Origin of the sequence: Nocardia africana NBRC 100379 (genome assembly GCF_001612635.1) — a bacterium.
GTDB classification, from domain to species: domain Bacteria; phylum Actinomycetota; class Actinomycetes; order Mycobacteriales; family Mycobacteriaceae; genus Nocardia; species Nocardia africana.
In genome coordinates, this window is sequence record NZ_BDAV01000013.1 from 258,773 (window position 1) to 275,349 (window position 16,577).

Consider the following 16,577-nt stretch of genomic DNA (forward strand, 5'->3'; position numbering starts at 1 on the left):
CGCTTAATTGAGAGAGGACCCGAATGCGTCGGGGCCGGGTCCGAGCCGACACACAGGATGTGACCGAACAGGACGTGATGAGCGTGTATCCGAACGAGGGCAATCGGCCGCACCAACCCGGACCGTACGATCCACGGCCGGGGGCGTACGGTCCGCACGGATATCCGGGTCAGCCGCCCTACCCGGGGCAGTATCCGGGTCAGCAGCCCTACCCGCCGCGAGGACGCGCGCCACGGCACGGTGTGACGTTCGGCATGCTGGCGGCCCTGGTCGCGGTGGTGGCGCTCACCATCGCGTTCGTCGGCTCCCGCATCGACGCCCACGGGCCGGGCCAGGCGGCCCCGTTCGGCCACGGCCAGGGTTCGGTGGTGCAGCCGGTCGATTCGCAACCGCAGTCCGCGGCGTTGGAACAGGCGGCGAACGCGGTGGTGCCGGGCATCGTCGTGATCAACACCGAACTCGGCATGCAGAACGGCGCGGGCGCCGGAACCGGCATCGTGCTCGGCTCGGACGGCACCATCCTCACCAACAACCACGTCGTGGAGGGCGCGACCGACATCTCGGCCACGGATCTCGGCAACGGCCGCACCTACACCGGCAGCGTCACCGGATTCGACCGGCAGGACGATCTGGCCGTGGTGAAGTTGCGGGGCGCCTCCGGTTTGCAGACGGCGCCGCTCGGCGATTCGGACCAGGTGAAGGTCGGCGACGCCATCGTGGGTGTCGGCAACGCGGGCGGCACCGGCTCCCCGACCGCCGCGGCCGGACGCGTCACCGCGCTGGACCGTGCCATCACCGCCAGCGACGAATCGGCCGGCGCCGCCGAGCAGTTGACCGGTCTGATCCAGGTGGCCGCGAACATCCAGCCGGGTGATTCCGGCGGTCCGCTGATCAGCAGCTCCGGCCAGGTGGTCGGCGTGAATACCGCCGCGTCCCAGGGTTTCCAGCTCGGCGCGAGCGGTGGTCAGGGCTTCGCGATCCCGATCGACAAGGCGAAGACGGTCGCCGCGCAGATCAGGGCGGGGAAGAGTTCGGACCGCGTGCACATCGGCGACTCGGCGTTCCTCGGTATCACGATGAGCGATGCCAACGGTGCCGGTGCGCTGGTCCGCAATATCGTGAGTGGCGGTCCGGCACAGGCCGCCGGCCTGGCCCCGGGCGATGTGATCACCGGCCTGGACGGCCACGGCATCGATTCGGCGACCACTATGACGAACACGATGGATCAGCATCACCCGGGCGACACCGTCACCCTCACCTGGGTGGACCGCTCGGGACAGAGCGAGTCCGGTCAGGCGTCGCTCGCACAGGGCCCCGTGGGCTGACCCGGCACCGACGACATCGGCCCCGCCGACATCCCAGCGAGGATGCGGCGGGGTTCGCGCATCGGCCGAGAGCCTCTCAGTCCGCGACCGGCGCGGGTCGCTCCCGCCCCGACGAGTTCAGCCGGATCTCGATCTCGTCGGCCTTCTTGTCCGGGACGGGCTCGGACGTGACCCGCACACCCACCACCGCACCGGATTCCCGGTCGACGAACGACAGCGGCGGCTTCCCGTCCTGCAGATATTTGTCGCCCCACTGCATCAGCGACAGGAATATCGGCAGCAGATCCTCACCGGCCGCGGTGAGGCGGTACTCGGCGCGCTCGCGCCGGCCGGGTTCGCGATACGGCACCCGTTCCACGATGCCCGCCGATTCGAGCTGTTTGAGCGCACGCGACACCGCCGGTGCCGACGTTCCGATCCGGGTCGCGAAATCCTCGAATCGTGTTGTCCCGTAGAAACATTCGCGGACGACGAGAAACACCGTGCGAGTGCTGAGCAGCTCGAGCACCCGCCCGGCCGAACATCGGTCACCGATCGACCAGGCATCCCGGTCGCTCAGCCGCGGCTCGAACATCATCGACACGGGACCATGTTACCTAACGCTTGCGTTACCCAGCCAGCTGTGCTGTCATCTACCTAACGAGATCGTTACCCAGAGGGTGAGCAGCAGCCCCGAGCGATCCGAAAGGACGAGAGATGGCCGGAATCGAAGGCGCGGTCGCACTGGTGACGGGCGGGCAACGGGGGCTCGGCAGAGCCTTCACCGACGAACTGCTCCGGCGCGGCGCCGCCAAGGTCTACACCACCGCCCGCTCTCCGAAGGCCGCCGACGACCCCCGCGTCGAACCGCTCGCCCTGGACGTCACCGACGCCGATTCGGTTGCCGCCGCGGCACATCGAGCCCGCGACGTCGAGATCGTGGTGAACAATGCCGGCGTTCTCCTCCCCGCGCCGCTGCTGACCGCCGATATGGCCGATATCGTCACCACGTTCGACACCAACGTCTTCGGCCCGCTGCGGGTGGCGCGGGCGTTCGCGCCGATTCTGGCGGACAACGGCGGCGGCGTCCTGATCGACATCCATTCGGTGCTGTCGTGGGCCGCGGGCGCGGCGGCCTACGGCGCGTCGAAGGCGGCGCTGTGGTCGCTGACCAATTCGCTGCGGCTGGAGCTGGCCGCCCAGCGCACGCAGGTGGTCGGTGTCCATCTGGGATTCGCCGATACCGAGATGGTGCGGCGCCTCCCGGGTGACAAGCTCGCGCCGAGCGTGGTGGCCGAGGCCGCCTTCGACGGCGTGCTGCGCGGAGATACCGAGGTGCTGGTCGACGACATCACCCGCGGGGTGAAGGCGGCACTGTCCGGTCCCGTCGAGGGCCTCGCACTGACCATCTCCCGCTGAACCTGTTTCCGCACACCATCTTTCGAAGGAATCACCGATGCCACTGTGGCATGTCTATCATCCCGCCGACACCTATTCCGACGCCGACAAACAGGATTTCGCCCGGGACATCACCGCGCTGTACAGCTCCTTCGGCCTGCCGGAGTTCTACGTCGTCGTGCTGTTCCGGGAGATCGAGCAGACGTCCTTCTTCGTCGGCGGGAAGCCGTCGAACACCACCGTGCGAATCGTCGTGGAACATCTCGCCCGCCATCTGGACGACCCGCAGCTGCGCAAGCGGTCGACGCAGCGGCTCAACTCGATCATGGAGCCCTACACCGGCGCCCGCGGACTGCACTGGGAATTCCACACCTACGAATCCCCGCGCGACCTGTGGATGATCGACGGATTGTTCCCGCCGGACGCCGGCAGCGAGGCCGAAAAGGCGTGGGCGCGCGCCAACGAACCCAGTCCCTACAGTTAGCCGCCGTAGAGATTGATCATCCACGGCACCGAGAATTTGTCGGTGACCATGCCGAACTGCTGCGCCCACTCGGTCTTGCCCAGCGGCATGGTGACCTGCCCGCCCGCGGACAACCCGGTGAAGATCCGGCCGGCCTCGGCCTCGTCGTCCACGTCCAGGCAGACGCTGAACGGCACGTTGTCGTGGTTGATCTTCTGATCGGGCGGACAGTCCGAGCCCATCAGCAGCTGATCCTCCCGCCAGGTCAACGCGGCGTTGGCGATTCGCTTGCCCACTTCGTCGGGCAGATTCCCGCCACCACCGCCACCCATGTCGCGATAGCGGACCATCTGCAGTTCCCCGCCCAGTACCGACTGATAGAAGGTGAATGCCTCCTCGGCATCACCGTCGAACAACAGATATGCGGTAGCCGACTTCACGATTGCCTCCTCCGGAATGGATACGGGCCTGCGGCCGGCGGCCGCGGCCCCATAGAGGAGACGGCGGCAGCCGGAGAAAATCATCGCGGGTGATCGCGCATATCGTCGCATGTCGCGAACGCGAACGGCCCGCCTTCGCGAAGAAGGCGGGCCGTTCGTCGTACGGGCGGGCTCAGCCGTAGATCGCCTCGACCTCGTCCGCGTAGTTCTTCATCACCACGTTGCGCTTGAGCGACATCTTCGGCGTCAGCTCACCGCTCTCCTCGGTCCAGTCGACCGGCAGGATGCGGGTCTTCTTGATCGCCTCCGCATGCGAGACCAGCTTGTTGGTGTCCTTGACCGCCTTGTCGATCTCGGCGGTCAGTTCGGGCAGCTCGATCAGCTTCTCGATCGGGGTGTCCTCGGGCACGTTGTTGCGAGTCTTCCAGCCCGGCAGCGCCTCCGGGTCCAGGGTGATCAGCGCGCCGACGAACGGCTTGCCGTCGCCCACCACCATCACCTGGCTGATCAGCGGATGCGAGCGCAGGGAGTCCTCGAGCATCGCCGGAGAGACGTTCTTACCGCCGGCGGTGACGATGATTTCCTTCTTGCGGCCGGTGATCGTGATGAAGCCCTGCTCATCGATCGCGCCGAGATCGCCGGTCTTGAACCAGCCGTCGTCGAAGGCGTCCTCGGTGGCGGCCGGGTTGTTCCAATACCCGGCGAACACGACCGGGCCGCGCAGCAGCAGCTCGCCGTCGTCGGCCACCTTGGCGGCGTGACCACCGAGCGGGCGGCCCACCGAGCCGACCTTCAGGTGCTCGGGGGTGTTCACCGACACCGCGGCGGTGCTCTCGGTCAGACCGTAGCCCTCGTAGATCGTGACGCCGATGCCGCGGAAGAAGTGGCCCAGCCGCGCGCCGAGGGGCCCGCCGCCGGAGACCGCGGATTTGCAGCGCCCGCCCATGGCCTCGCGCAGTTTGCCGTAGACCAGCTTGTCGAACACGGTGTGCTTGACCTTGAGCACCAGGCCCGGGCCACCGTTGTCCAGCGCCTGGCTGTACTCGACGGCGGTGTCGGCGGCGAGATCGAAGATCTTGCCCTTGCCACCGTCGTGCGCCTTCTGCTTGGCGCCGTTGAACACCTTCTCGAAAACCCGTGGCACCGAGAGGATGAAGTCCGGCTTGTACTCGCCGAACTGCTCGACCAGCGTCGACCAGTCGGCCGTGTGCGCGACGGTGACACCGGCGTCGAAGGCCGCCAGCGCGACCGCGCGGGCGAAGACATGGGCCAGCGGCAGGAACAGCAGCGAGCGGTGGCCCGGCTTGAGGAACTGCGGCATCGCGGCGCGGTCGGCGGCGGATTCGGCGTAGAGGTTGGCATGCGAGAGCATGACGCCCTTGGGCCGGCCGGTGGTGCCGGAGGTATAGATCAGCGACGCCGGTGAGGCGGCCTTGACCTGCTTGCGGCGCTCGTGCACGGCCTCGTCGCCGAGGTCCTTGCCGCGGGCGACCAGGGTGTCGATCGCACCGTCGTCGATCACCAGCGGCTCACCCAGTTCGGGCAGACCGTCCTCGATTTCGGCGATGGTGGCTCGATGCCGGGCGTTCTCGACCACGATCAGCTTGGTGCCCGAATCCGACAGGATCCAGCGCGCCTGTTCGGCGGAGGAGCTGTCGAAGATCGCGACGGTGCAGCCGCCGGCCGCCCAAATGGCGAAGTCCAGCACGACCCACTCGTACCGGGTGGAGGCCAGGATGGCGACCCGGTCGCCGAGTTCGATGCCGGAGGCGATCAGTCCCTTGGCCACCGCGGTGACATGCTTCGCGAACTCCGCCGCGGTGACATCTGTCCAACCGCCCTTGCCGTCCGGCCTGTTGAACACCACCAGGCCGGGCGTGCGCTCGGCGTGCCGGAAGGCGCCATCGGACATATTGGCGTCTTCGGGGATGGTGTAGGTAGCCGGGACTTCGAACTCTCGCATCGGTGCCCTTCCACGTGGTCTACTCGCCAGTAATTTACGCCAGCCGCAACGGCAGGCTCCGCCCGGCCGCCCGGTCGAGAATTTCGACGTGGATGCGGCCGGGCGGAACGTGTCCTACGGCTTCTATCCTATGGACCCGGTTTGCGCTGGTTGCAGCGATTGACCGAGGAATCCTGCCAGTTCACGCGCCGCGAGCGCGGCCGGCGCCACCAGCGACGCCTGCAGCTGCGAGACGTGCCAGAGCCCGCGCGTCACCGAGAACTGAACCGGCACCTCCGCCACCCGCAGCGCGGCCGCCAGGCGCACGCACTGCGAATGCAGCAACTCGCCCTCGTCGACCTGGACGTAGGTCGGGGGCAGCCCACTCAGCGACCCGAGCAGCGGCGCGTAGCCCGGATCCAGCGGATCGCCGTCGCCCAGGTAGGCGGCGGCGCACAACCGCGACCACGCCTTGTTGACCACCAGGTCCCGCTCGCGCGCCGGCAGCTCGTTCGGATCGGCCCACGGGGCGATCAAACCCAGTGCGGCGGGCCGCATTCCGTGCCGGTCACGCAGGCGCAACGCCAGCGCGAGCGACAGTCCGCCGCCGGCGGAGTCGCCCGCGACCGCGATCTGCTGCGGCGCCAGGCCGGTGGACACCAGCTCCAGGAATGCCGCCTCGGCATCGTCGAGCGCGGCCGGATACGGATGCTCCGGCGCCAGCCGGTAGTCCGGAACGTAGACCGGACAACCGATGTCGCGCGCCAGATGCGCCGCCAGCGACCGATGGGTGGCCGGCGACCCGATGGTGTACCCACCACCGTGCAGATACAGCACCGCACTCGAGCTGTCGGCCGCACCGGCGGTCACCCGCTCGGCGGGACGGCCGCCCAGGCGCATCCGATGCACCCGGGTGCCGGCGGGCAGCGTCTGCAGCACCGAACCGGCGTCGAGCAGGGAGCGCTGCGCCTCCCACGGCAGCCGGCTGTGCATGGCGAACCGGAACATCGGCCCGAGGACGGCCCGCACGACGGGCAGCGGCAAGGACACGGATTTCGAAAAACCAGGCATCACAGTCTGTTCCCGCGGCGAATCAGGGCAGGAACCGGCTGTTGACGACGTTCGCGATGCGCTGATAGTAGGACGCGGTGGTGCGCACGAACAGATCGAGCGCCTTCGCCTCCCAGCCGATCAGCACGCGCCCGTGGCCCTTGCGCACGGCCTCGGTGATGGTCTGCGCGGCCATCTCCGGGGTGTGCAGAGCGAGCTGCTTGTCGAAGAACGAGGAGAACTTCTGGGCGTCGATCCCCTCCGCGTAGGTGGCGTTGCGCGCCACGGCGGTCTTGATACCGCCGGGATGAACACATGTCACCTTGACCGGATGCTTGCGCGCCATCATCTCCTGGCGCAGCGATTCGGTGAACCCGCGCACCGCGAATTTGGCTGCGTTGTACGCACTCTGGCCCGGCACCGCGATCAGGCCGAACAGACTGGACACGTTGATCACGTGGCCGTCGCCGGATTCGATGAGGGCGGGCAGGAACGCCTTGGTGCCGTTGACGACGCCCCAGAAATCGACATCCATGATGCGCTCGATGTCTTTGAACTGGGAATCGACCACCTCGCCGTGGAAGGCGATACCGGCGTTGTTGTAGATCTGGTGCACCACGCCGAAGTGCTTTTTCACCTCGTCGGCGTAGAGCAGCACCGCTTCACGCTCGGCCACGTTGAGCCGGTCGGACTTCACCTGCGCACCCAGCGCCTCGACGCGGCGGACGGTTTCGGCCAGGCCCTCGGTGTCGATGTCGGAGAGTGCGAGTTTCGCGCCCCGGCGGGCCAGATTCTCGGCCAGCGCGCGGCCGATACCCGAGCCGGCGCCGGTGATCACACATACCTTGCCCGTGAAATAAGCGTCATTGCTCACTGTGCTGTTACCACTTTCAGATCGGAGCGGTCTGCCCCGTCGGTCGATCGGGTCGTGTCGTATGCCGCGACGTCGAATTTCTCGGTCAGCTTGCGGAAGCGGAAGGTGAAATCGGGCCACAGCGTGGTGTTGTTGCCGTGTTTGTCGAGATACCAGCTGGCACAACCACCGTTGAGCCAGACACTGTTGGACATGCGGTTCTGCAGATCGCGGTTGTAGCTGTCCTGCACATCCTTGCGCACCTCGACCGTGCGCAGGCCGCGCTGGTCGAAGGTGTCGATCGCGTCGGCGATGTAGTTGATCTGCGATTCGATCATGTACACCATCGAGGTGTGGCCGAGGCCGACGTTCGGCCCGAGCAGGAAGAACATGTTCGGGAAGTTGTGGATCGCCGCACCCTTGTAGCCCTGCTGCCCGATCTCGTCGAACAGTTCGGTCAGCGTGCGGCCGTCGCGGCCCGCGATCGTCTCGTACACCGGCGAATCGGTGACGTGGAATCCGGTCGCCACGATGAGGGCGTCGATCTCGCGCTCGGTGCCGTCGGCGGTGACGATCGAATTCGCGCGGATCTCGCGAATGCCGTCGGTGACCACGTCGACGTTGTCGCGGCCGAGCGCCGGGTAGTACTCGTTCGAGATCAGCATGCGCTTGCAGCCGATGCGGAAATTCGGCGTGACCTTCTCCCGCAGCTGCGCGTCCGGCACCTCGAGCCGCAGCTTCAGCCGGGCGAGGCCTTCCAACGCGAGCATGGCCGGCGGGAATTTCGCCAGGCCGACGACCTGCGTCTCACGGGCGGCGTAGATGGCCGCGCGCGACAACTTCTGCACGCCCGGAACGTATTTGAAGGCCAGGCGCTCGGGCAGGGTGTACGGGCGGTCGATCCGCGGCAGCAGCCACGGCGCGGTGCGCTGGTACACGTCGAGGTGGGCCACCTTCGGCGCGATCGACGGCACGATCTGGATGGCCGAGGCGCCGGTGCCGATCACCGCGACCCGCTTGCCGGTCAGATCCGCGTCGTGATCCCAGCGCGCGGAGTGGAAGATGCGGCCCTGGAAGTCGTTGATGCCCTTGATATCCGGAAGGTTCGGCTCGCACAGCGCGCCGACGGCGGAGACCAGGATGTCGGCGGTGAACGCACCCTTGCTGGTCTGCACCTCCCAGCGGGCCTGCTCCTCGTTCCACCGGGCGCCGGTCATCTCGCAGTCGAAGATGTGCTTGTCCCGCACGCCGTGACGATCGGCCACGCCCTGGATGTAGGCCTGGATCTCCGGCTGCTTGGAGAACGAGCGCGACCAGTTCGGATTGAGCGCGAACGAGTAGGAGTACAGCTGCGACGGCACATCGCAGGCCGCACCAGGGTAGGTGTTGTCGCGCCAGGTTCCGCCGACATCGTTGCCGCGCTCCAGCACCAGGTAGTCGTCGCGACCCTGCTGGCTCAAGCGGATGGCCAGGCCCAGGCCCGAGAATCCACTGCCGACGATCAACGTATGCACATGACGCGCCCCCGCGACACCGCGGCTCCGCCCATCACGGCCTTCGCGGCGCTCTCCGTGGTCACGCAAGCTACCGCCTCCGAGCCCGTCGCTACGGCCGTTGTCTGTAACCCTACGACTCATGTATCCAAGCCTACGATCCTATTGAGCAGGAGTCAACAGTATTGACTACCGTTCAGTAGGATGGCAACCGTGAGTGACAACGGTCCCGGCACCAAACGGGTGCGGCTGAGCCCGGGCGAACGCCGCGAACAGCTGGTGTCCCTGGGCGTGAAAATGCTGCGCGACCGCACGCTGGAGGACATCTCCATCGGGGAGATCGCGCGGCAGGCCGGAATCTCGCGCGGCCTGCTGTTCCACTACTTCGCGTCGAAGCAGGATTTCCAGCGCGCCATCGTGCGCCGCGCCAACGAGGAACTACTCGCTCGCACCATGCCCGACCGCAGCCTCGATCTGTTCAGCATGCTGCGCGACGCGGTCGAACGCTATATCGATTACGTCAGCGAGAACCGGATCTCCTATCAGGGCCTGCTGCGCGGTCCCGCCAGCGGCAGCCCCGAACTGGTGGCCCTCGCCGACGCCACCCGCGATGCCATGGTGGACCGCATCCTCGCCGAAACCCCGCTGGCGGCGGACGATCCCGAACTGCCGCGGCTTCGCCTGGTCTTCCGCGGCTGGATCGCGTTCGTCGAGGAGACGACGCTGATCTGGTTGCGGGAGGAGCAGATCAGCCGTACCCAGTTGATCGACACCCTGGTCGGCGCACTGCCCGCGCTCGCCATGCATCCGGTGCTCACCGAATGGCTGGCCGGTTCGGCCGGCGGCAACGTCCTGCCCGCGTGAGCTCAGTCCTCGTGCGCGTAACCGGCGCGATCGCCGCGCCGCGGTAGCCAGAGCGCGGTGACCACCGCGGCGACCAGAATCATGATCGCCGACACCAGCAGCGCTACCTCGAGCCCGCGGTGGAAGGCCTCGTAGGTGGCGTGGATGACCCGGTTCACGATCGGTCCGTAGGCAGCCGAGGCCGCCGCGTCACCCCCGGCCGGAACATTGCCGGTCTCGATGGCGTCGATGACGATGGCCTGGAAATTCGCCGGAACGCCGATCTGCCGCAATCGATCTCGCAGATCCGAGTTCAGGAACGAGTTGACCAGCGAACCCAGTGCGGCCACACCGACCACCGCCCCGACCTGACGCATGGTGTTGGTGGCCGCGGCGGCCATGCCGGAGTGTTCGGCCGGAACCCCGGACAGAACGGCCGAGGTCAGCGGCACGACCGCGATGCCGAAACCGAGACCCGCGAGCATCAGGGCCAGCGCCAGGGGCGTGAATTCGACCGTGACACCGAGGAACTGGCGAGTGAGCAGGATACCCGCGGCGCCGAGCACACACCCGGCGATCATCGGCGTCCGGGAGCCGCGCAGCGCCACCCAGAATCCGGAGATCAGCGAGCCGACGATGATCGCCACGGCCATCGGGCCGAAGACCGCGGCGGTTCGCCAGCCCGAATAGTCCAGCACCTCCTGCAGATACAGCGCGGTGAAGAAGAAGATCGAGAAGATCCCGAAGTAGACCGCGAACGCGACCACCAGCGCACTGCGCACCAGCGGGCGCTCCAGATAGCGGAAGTCGAACATCGGATTGGCCGCGCGCGACTCGACCACCAGGAAGGCGACGAAGGCGATCGCTCCGATCACGAACAGCGTGATCACCGAGGCGGCCGAATAGCCCACCTGCTCACCGGAGATGGCCGCGTAGATCACGCAGCCGAGAAATGTTGCGCCCGAGACGAATCCGGCCCAGTCGACCGGGCCCGGTTGCGGATCGGCGCTCTCCGGCACGAACTTCAGCGCCGCCGCCAGCACCACCACGCCGACGATCAGGTTGAACCAGAAGATCGAACGCCAGCCGAACGCCCCGACCAGCACACCGCCGATCACCGGCCCCAGCGCCAGCGCCAATCCGGAAACCGCCGCCCACGCGCCCAGTGCCTTCGCGCGGGCGCCGCGATCGGGGAAGAGGTGCCTGATCACCGACAGCGTGCCCGGTTCGGAGGCCGCCGCACCGACACCCATCACCGCACGACCGGCGATCAGGATCGTGACACTGCCGGCCACCGCGGACGACACCGAGCCGATCGCGAACACGATCAGTCCGCCGACCATGACGCGTTTGCGCCCCCATCGGTCGCCGAGGGTGCCCGCGGTGAGCATCAGGCTCGCGAACACCAGCGTGTAGGCATTCACCACCCACTGCAGCGACACCACACCGGCATGCAGGTCGGACTGGACCGCGCCGAGGGCGACGCTGACGATCGTGGTGTCGAGGAAGGTGACGAACAGGACGGCCGTGACCACCGCGAGCGCCACATAGGGACGCTCGGCTCCGGTCGATGGAGGTTGCGCCGCAACGGGATCCCTCGCCGACGACGTCATCGCGACCTCAACTGGTCGGCGCAGGAACGATGGTGGGCCCGCCCGGCGCCGCCGTTGTCGCGCCCGGAGCCGGCGACGCACCCGGGGCCGGCGTCGCCGAGGCCGCACCGCAGACCGGCGGGGCCGCGCCCTCCAGCGTGAGCAGCGCACAGAAGGTCGCGGCAGTCACCTTCCAGGTGCCCTCGATCCGCACGGCGCCGCCCTGCTGACCGGACAGCGCCGGAGCGCCGTTGAACAGCACGTCGAAGGTGACATCGGCGTGGTCGGTGCTGGTACTCGCGACATTGGTGACCTTGGCCGAGGCGGATTTGGCCATCGGCGAATCGGCCTGCGCCTTGATCGCGGCGGCGAATGCGGGCCCGTTCTCCAGGAGGGCGACCTTCTGGTCGGCGGAGGTGGATCCGTCGAAGAAGCGCTCGAAGTTCCGGCTGACCGCCTGGGTCACCGTCGGCGTGCCGCTACTCGATGTTTCGGCGGACTTGCCGCCGGAGTCGTTGCTGCCGCACGCCGCGGTCACCAGCGCGGTAAGAGCGCATGCCGCAAGCATTTTCGCCACGATCGCACGATCGAACATCATGCGGCCTCCCTCGGTGACGGTAGGCTCGGTGATCAACTCGCTCGAAGACTACTCGCCGGACCGGGACTACGGACGCTTATCGGACACGAATGTGGTATCGGCGAGTTCGGCCAGTACGTCGGGCAACTCGGCGGCGACCGCCCGCGCCTCGAGGATCGCCGGATCCACCGAGAGCCCGATCCCCACGTCGCCGTTCCAGCTCAGCACCCCCGCGACCAGCGGCACTCCCGGCGCCGAGGGCAGAATCGGAAACACTTGGGTGATCGGCATATTCGCGAAAGTCATCGCCAGATCGGGACCGGCCATGTTGGAGACGATCGCGTGGAAGAACCGCCCGCCGTATACCGACCGCGCGAAGGCCCCCACCGCCGGTTCGGGAAACACCCTGAGCACCCGGTCCATCACGAAATGCGAGGCGAGCGCCCGGGTCCCGGAATGCAGCCGGTCGCTGCGGGTGCGGATCTCGGCCAGTCGTTGCGCCGGGGTCGCCGCCGTCAGCGGGATGTCGATCATCACGGCGGCGGTGGAATTGCCCTCCGCCCCCGACGTCGGGTCGCGCACCATCAACGGCACGGCCACCCGGATCTGCCCGCCGAGTCGCTCGCCCAGGTCGGGACGAAGACGCTGCAGCGCGGTGACGGTGACGCTCAGCAGCACATCGGTCACCCGGGCGCGATGCGAACGAGCTACGGCCCGAACGGTTTCCAGATCCAGTGAGCAGACGGTGAACACGCGTCGCAGACAGTCGTCGGGCAGTGTTCCCCTCGGCTGGGCGTCGGCGGCCAACTGCGCCAGACCGGCCGCGGTGCCGGCGACGGCGGTCCCCCAGCTCGGCGGCTCACGCTCGGCCACCGGCAGATCGATGGTCGGTCGCAGCAGGCGCAGCGCCTGCACCACCGTGCCGATGCCGTCGGCGACCACGTGATGCAGCAGGAGGACCACACCGATCGCGCCCGCCTCCGGGTCGCGCACCAGGACGAGCCGCCACAGCGGCCGATCCTTCGGCAGCACCTCGGCGGCCAGATCCGTGACCACCCGGCTGATGCCGTCCACGCGCCGTGCCACCGCGCTCGGCGTCATGGTCGCCTCGGCCGTCGCCGGACCACGTGATTCCACCGCCGCGGACTCCCCGGTGCCCGCTGCCGGGCCGACGGCGACACCGGTGGTGAGCACTGCGCTGAAAGTCGCTGGGCCATCGGGATATTCACGATCTCCGTCCGCCGCGAGCCCAGCCCCTCGACGGCCCGGGTCGCCGACGGCATCCGACGAGCTACCCGCGATCGTGCGCTCGGTGACGTGCCAGTCCCAGTCGACCGGACTGTCCACCCAACGTGCCCGGCGCCACCGCCCCGGCTGGTCCAGACGCTGCTGGAACCGCGGCAGATGTGCCAGCTCGCCCTGGACCAGCTCCCGGACCGCGGCGAGGCCGGGCCCGCCGTCGGCCCGCGGCCGGAACACGACCATGCCGCCCACCTGCTGCGGAATGCCGGACTTCTCGATATGCAGGAAGAAGGCGTCGGCGGGTGGCACCACGGGCGGTCGCGCGTACCAGCGGTCGACCGACTGGATGCTCACCGCGACGAAGGCCACCGCGATCACCGCATCGAGGATGAAGTGATTCGCGGTCGCGACGATCACATAGGTGGTCAGTCCGACGTGGAAGGCGCTGAGCATCTGCACCGCCCAGCCGCCGGAGACCCGGGCCAGCACCACACTCACCCACAGCGCCCAGCCGACGTGCAGCGACGGCACGGCCGCGAGTTGATTCGCGCCCGACACCAGCGACGAACCCCAGGAACCCCAGGTGTGGCCGTCGACGACGGTGTCGGTGAAGTGCAGCTCGGGCAGCAGCCGCGGCGGAGTGACCGGGAAGAACGCGAAACACGCGATGGCCAGGACGTTCAGCAGCAGAAACGAGTCGCGGGCGCGGGCGTATTCGGCGCGGCGGCGAAAATACAGCCAGAACAGCAGCGCGAAGGCACTGATGATGTAGGTGAAGGCGTATTCGTAGTTGGCCAGGGTCGCGAGCAGCGCGCGCGATTCCAGCCAGCGGTTGAGCGGGCGCTCGACGTCGATGGCGAGCCACTGTTCGAGATCGACGATGCGATGGGCATTGCGATCGGCCGATTCGCGGCGAGCCGGGGTGTGCAGGGCGTCGACCGCCAGGTACAGGCCGAAGACCGCGAGCCCGACCACACAGTCCCGCCACAGCACCGGACGCGACGGATTGCCCACACAACCGTCATAACACATGTGTCGCAAGCTTTTACGACATCAGGCTGGGCGATTCGTCGGTTATCTCCTTGTTACCGGCGTAGAACGCGCGGGCCAGCGGCGAATGGGCGAGTCCGCCGATACCGGCCGCGATCAGCGCTCCGGCGACCGCGATCCCGGCCAGCGACCCGGCGGTGTGCGGGAGCGCGACCTTGAAGGCCAGCACGCCGACCACGTAACTGACGATCGGATTCGTCACGCTCATAGCCGCGATCGCCCACGGCAGCGGACCGGCGGCGAAGGCGGTCTGTTCCAGTACCAGCCCACTGAGTGTGGAGACGGCGAGCAGATAGCCGGGCCAGTCGGTGGCGGTGGCGGGAATGCCGCGATAGATCAGATCCTCGGTGGTCAGCTTCATGAAGACGGCGCTCATCGCGAAACAGACACCGGCGGCCACCGCGACGAGATTGGCCGCCACCCAGATCGGACAGCGGATGCTGATCAGGGCCAGCAGCGCCACCAGCCCCGCGGCGGAGAAGGTGGCCAGCAAGACGCGGCCGCGATCCGGATCACCCTCCAGCGGCGCCACGCCGCCGACGCCGAACAGCACGCCCAGCCCGGCGCAGACCAGCAGCGCGAACCAGATGTCGCGGCCGCGCGGGCGACGCCGGCGTCCGAACGCCTCGAGCGGAACCGCGAACAGCAACTGCGTCGACATCAGCGGCTGCACGGCGGCCACCGAGCCCAGATGCAGCGCCGCCGCCTGGGTGAGGAAACCCGCGAGATTCGTGATCCAGCCGCGCAGCCAGGTGCCGCTGCGCAGCAGACGGTGCATGAGTGTGGTCATACCGAAGACCCGGGCCGCCCGGGGTTGTTCGGCGACCACGATGCGCGCCGCGCGCTGTTGCAGATAACCGGCCGCGGCGAACAAGAACGCGGCCAGCACTCCCAACGCGATGACCAGGACCATGCGGACCCCCGCTCAGGTGATCTATTCGCACTGTACGCCCGAATCCGTGCCGAACCTGATCATGAACGACGCGCCGGAACGGCGGACGGACGGGGTGCTCAGAGGGCGTGTTCGTCGAGCCAGGTGCGGGCGAGCTCGGCCGCCGAGGCGTGTTCGTCACGGACGCGGCGGACCATGGTCGCGAGGTCGGCCGTGGTGAGCTCGCCGGCGACGTAGTTGAGTTTCTTGATCTGCCGCTGGTCCAGGGCGCCCTGCCGCAGCAGCGGGACGACATTCTGGGCGCGGAAGGCATACGCCGGATCGGTGACGACGGCCGGATCGCCGGGCCCGCCCGGCAGTAGTGGGACGGCCGAGGTGAACACACCCGCATCGACGGTGCCGTCGCGCAATGCCTTGCGCAGCTCGGCATCACCGGGAAATTCGACGTGGCGGGTGATATCGCAGCCGTAGACCGTGCGCAGCGGAGTCACTACGTCGCGCTGCGGGTCCGGCGGCGTCCGCAGCGGGTCGAGTTCGCGCCCGCCGGCGATACCGACGGTGAGGTCACCGCAATGCGGTGCTAGGTCGGCCGCATTCGCCGGGTAGCGCGCGGCCGCGGCGGGGCCGAGCGCGAACTGCGGTCGCAGATCGGTGGCGTCGGCGAGATCGGACACCGCCAGCCCCTCCGGGACGGCCCGGCTCAGATCGTCGGCGACCGAGCCGACATAGCGCGCCTCGAGCGTCACCGGCGTCCCCGCGGTCATGTCGACCGGTGGGCCGGGGTCGTGATGCTGTGCGACGCTCGCCGCCGTCGCCCGATCCGGCGCGGTCGCCGAGGACGAGGAGTCGAAGGTGGTCAGCAGATCACCACTGGTGTCGGCGACCAGCGTGATCGTGCCCGCGTCCAGGGCCGCCAGATAGTCCGCGCGCTGTCCGAGATGCTTCTTCACCGACGTCGGCGTGCCGGCGCGTGCGAGCGCCTGGGCATAGATTTCGGCGAGTACCTCCGACTGCGCCGAATCACCGGCGCCGACGGTGATCGTCGGCGCGCCCTCACCGTGGGCACATGCCACCGCCAGCGTGGCAGCGGTGACGGCGACCAGAACCCGGGCCGTCACTCGCACCGATCCGGCCAATCCCATCCGGCGACACCCACTCCCGATAGTCAGCGACAACCACATCCGCGGCCGAGGGGCGCCCCGGCACACGAATCGTAGGTGGGCCGCATCCGGGCATCCGATCCGCACCCGTCGTGCGACAACCATGGCCAACCGCAGTTACCGGTGTCAGGCTTCGATTCCCCGAGTGCCCGCATCTCCGTACGAGATTGCCCTCCCGCGGTCGCGAACGTCCGTTCGCGCGGCGCAGCGAGGCGATGTCGCGCGCCGCCCGCCGGCTCCGCTGCGCGAACCGGACTCTCGAGCAGTATTCAGCGAGG

General features: G+C 68.2%; 15 protein-coding genes. 4 read left to right on the plus strand and 11 right to left on the minus strand.

Annotation, left to right across the window (positions count from 1 at the left end; all coding sequences use genetic code 11):
• Window positions 1-254: 254 nt before the first annotated feature.
• Entirely contained in the window at window positions 255-1,325 is a 1,071-nt protein-coding gene (locus NA3_RS24250; RefSeq protein WP_265338194.1) for a S1C family serine protease, read from the plus strand.
• 76 nt (window positions 1,326-1,401) lie between these two features.
• Here the strand turns inward: NA3_RS24250 and NA3_RS24255 are convergent, their stop codons facing one another.
• Window positions 1,402-1,902 (minus strand): winged helix-turn-helix transcriptional regulator, encoded by a 501-nt coding sequence (locus tag NA3_RS24255; protein ID WP_062966050.1) that lies wholly within the window; start codon window positions 1,900-1,902, stop codon window positions 1,402-1,404.
• Between the two features lie 119 nt (window positions 1,903-2,021).
• Here NA3_RS24255 and NA3_RS24260 point away from each other — a divergent pair, with 119 nt between their 5' ends.
• The gene (locus tag NA3_RS24260; RefSeq protein ID WP_062965944.1) at window positions 2,022-2,723 is read left to right on the plus strand and encodes an SDR family oxidoreductase; all 702 of its coding nucleotides are present in this window, start codon (window positions 2,022-2,024) and stop codon (window positions 2,721-2,723) included.
• 37 nt (window positions 2,724-2,760) lie between these two features.
• Window positions 2,761-3,186 carry a tautomerase family protein gene (locus NA3_RS24265; protein ID WP_062965945.1) on the plus strand — a complete coding sequence of 142 codons (426 nt, stop codon included), beginning with the start codon at window positions 2,761-2,763 and terminating at the stop codon, window positions 3,184-3,186.
• Here NA3_RS24265 and NA3_RS24270 read toward each other — a convergent pair.
• The 5 genes from NA3_RS24270 to NA3_RS24290 all read right to left on the minus strand — a co-directional run bounded on the left by NA3_RS24270 (window position 3,183) and on the right by NA3_RS24290 (window position 9,087).
• Window positions 3,183-3,605, minus strand: coding sequence for a VOC family protein (locus NA3_RS24270; protein ID WP_062966051.1), 423 nt, complete (start codon window positions 3,603-3,605; stop codon window positions 3,183-3,185). The genes NA3_RS24265 and NA3_RS24270 overlap by 4 nt on opposite strands.
• A 172-nt stretch (window positions 3,606-3,777) precedes the next feature.
• Window positions 3,778-5,568 (minus strand): AMP-dependent synthetase/ligase, encoded by a 1,791-nt coding sequence (locus NA3_RS24275; protein WP_062965946.1) that lies wholly within the window; start codon window positions 5,566-5,568, stop codon window positions 3,778-3,780.
• Between the two features lie 123 nt (window positions 5,569-5,691).
• Window positions 5,692-6,618 (minus strand): alpha/beta hydrolase, encoded by a 927-nt coding sequence (locus NA3_RS24280; RefSeq protein WP_062965947.1) that lies wholly within the window; start codon window positions 6,616-6,618, stop codon window positions 5,692-5,694.
• Window positions 6,619-6,640: 22 nt separating this feature from the next.
• Window positions 6,641-7,471, minus strand: a complete 831-nt coding sequence (locus tag NA3_RS24285; RefSeq protein ID WP_062965948.1) for an SDR family NAD(P)-dependent oxidoreductase — start codon at window positions 7,469-7,471, stop codon at window positions 6,641-6,643.
• Window positions 7,468-9,087, minus strand: coding sequence for a flavin-containing monooxygenase (locus NA3_RS24290; protein WP_084491828.1), 1,620 nt, complete (start codon window positions 9,085-9,087; stop codon window positions 7,468-7,470). The genes NA3_RS24285 and NA3_RS24290 overlap by 4 nt, the downstream gene beginning before the upstream one ends.
• Window positions 9,088-9,147: 60 nt before the next feature.
• Between NA3_RS24290 and NA3_RS24295 the strand changes: the two genes are divergently transcribed.
• Window positions 9,148-9,807, plus strand: coding sequence for a TetR/AcrR family transcriptional regulator (locus NA3_RS24295; protein ID WP_062965950.1), 660 nt, complete (start codon window positions 9,148-9,150; stop codon window positions 9,805-9,807).
• A 2-nt stretch (window positions 9,808-9,809) separates the two neighbouring features.
• Here the strand turns inward: NA3_RS24295 and NA3_RS24300 are convergent, their stop codons facing one another.
• The 5 genes from NA3_RS24300 to NA3_RS24320 all read right to left on the minus strand — a co-directional run bounded on the left by NA3_RS24300 (window position 9,810) and on the right by NA3_RS24320 (window position 16,281).
• A complete protein-coding gene (locus NA3_RS24300; protein WP_084491829.1) occupies window positions 9,810-11,399 on the minus strand; it encodes an MFS transporter in 1,590 nt (529 codons plus the stop codon).
• A gap of 7 nt (window positions 11,400-11,406) precedes the next feature.
• Window positions 11,407-11,976 carry an MTB12 C-terminal domain-containing protein gene (locus NA3_RS24305; RefSeq protein ID WP_128145556.1) on the minus strand — a complete coding sequence of 190 codons (570 nt, stop codon included), beginning with the start codon at window positions 11,974-11,976 and terminating at the stop codon, window positions 11,407-11,409.
• A 66-nt stretch (window positions 11,977-12,042) separates the two neighbouring features.
• The gene (locus tag NA3_RS24310) at window positions 12,043-14,211 is read right to left on the minus strand and encodes a bifunctional phosphatase PAP2/O-acyltransferase family protein (protein ID WP_062965953.1); all 2,169 of its coding nucleotides are present in this window, start codon (window positions 14,209-14,211) and stop codon (window positions 12,043-12,045) included.
• Between the two features lie 31 nt (window positions 14,212-14,242).
• Window positions 14,243-15,160 carry a DMT family transporter gene (locus NA3_RS24315; RefSeq protein ID WP_062965954.1) on the minus strand — a complete coding sequence of 306 codons (918 nt, stop codon included), beginning with the start codon at window positions 15,158-15,160 and terminating at the stop codon, window positions 14,243-14,245.
• A gap of 98 nt (window positions 15,161-15,258) precedes the next feature.
• Entirely contained in the window at window positions 15,259-16,281 is a 1,023-nt protein-coding gene (locus NA3_RS24320) for a glycine betaine ABC transporter substrate-binding protein (protein ID WP_062965955.1), read from the minus strand.
• Between the last annotated feature and the right edge of the window lie 296 nt (window positions 16,282-16,577).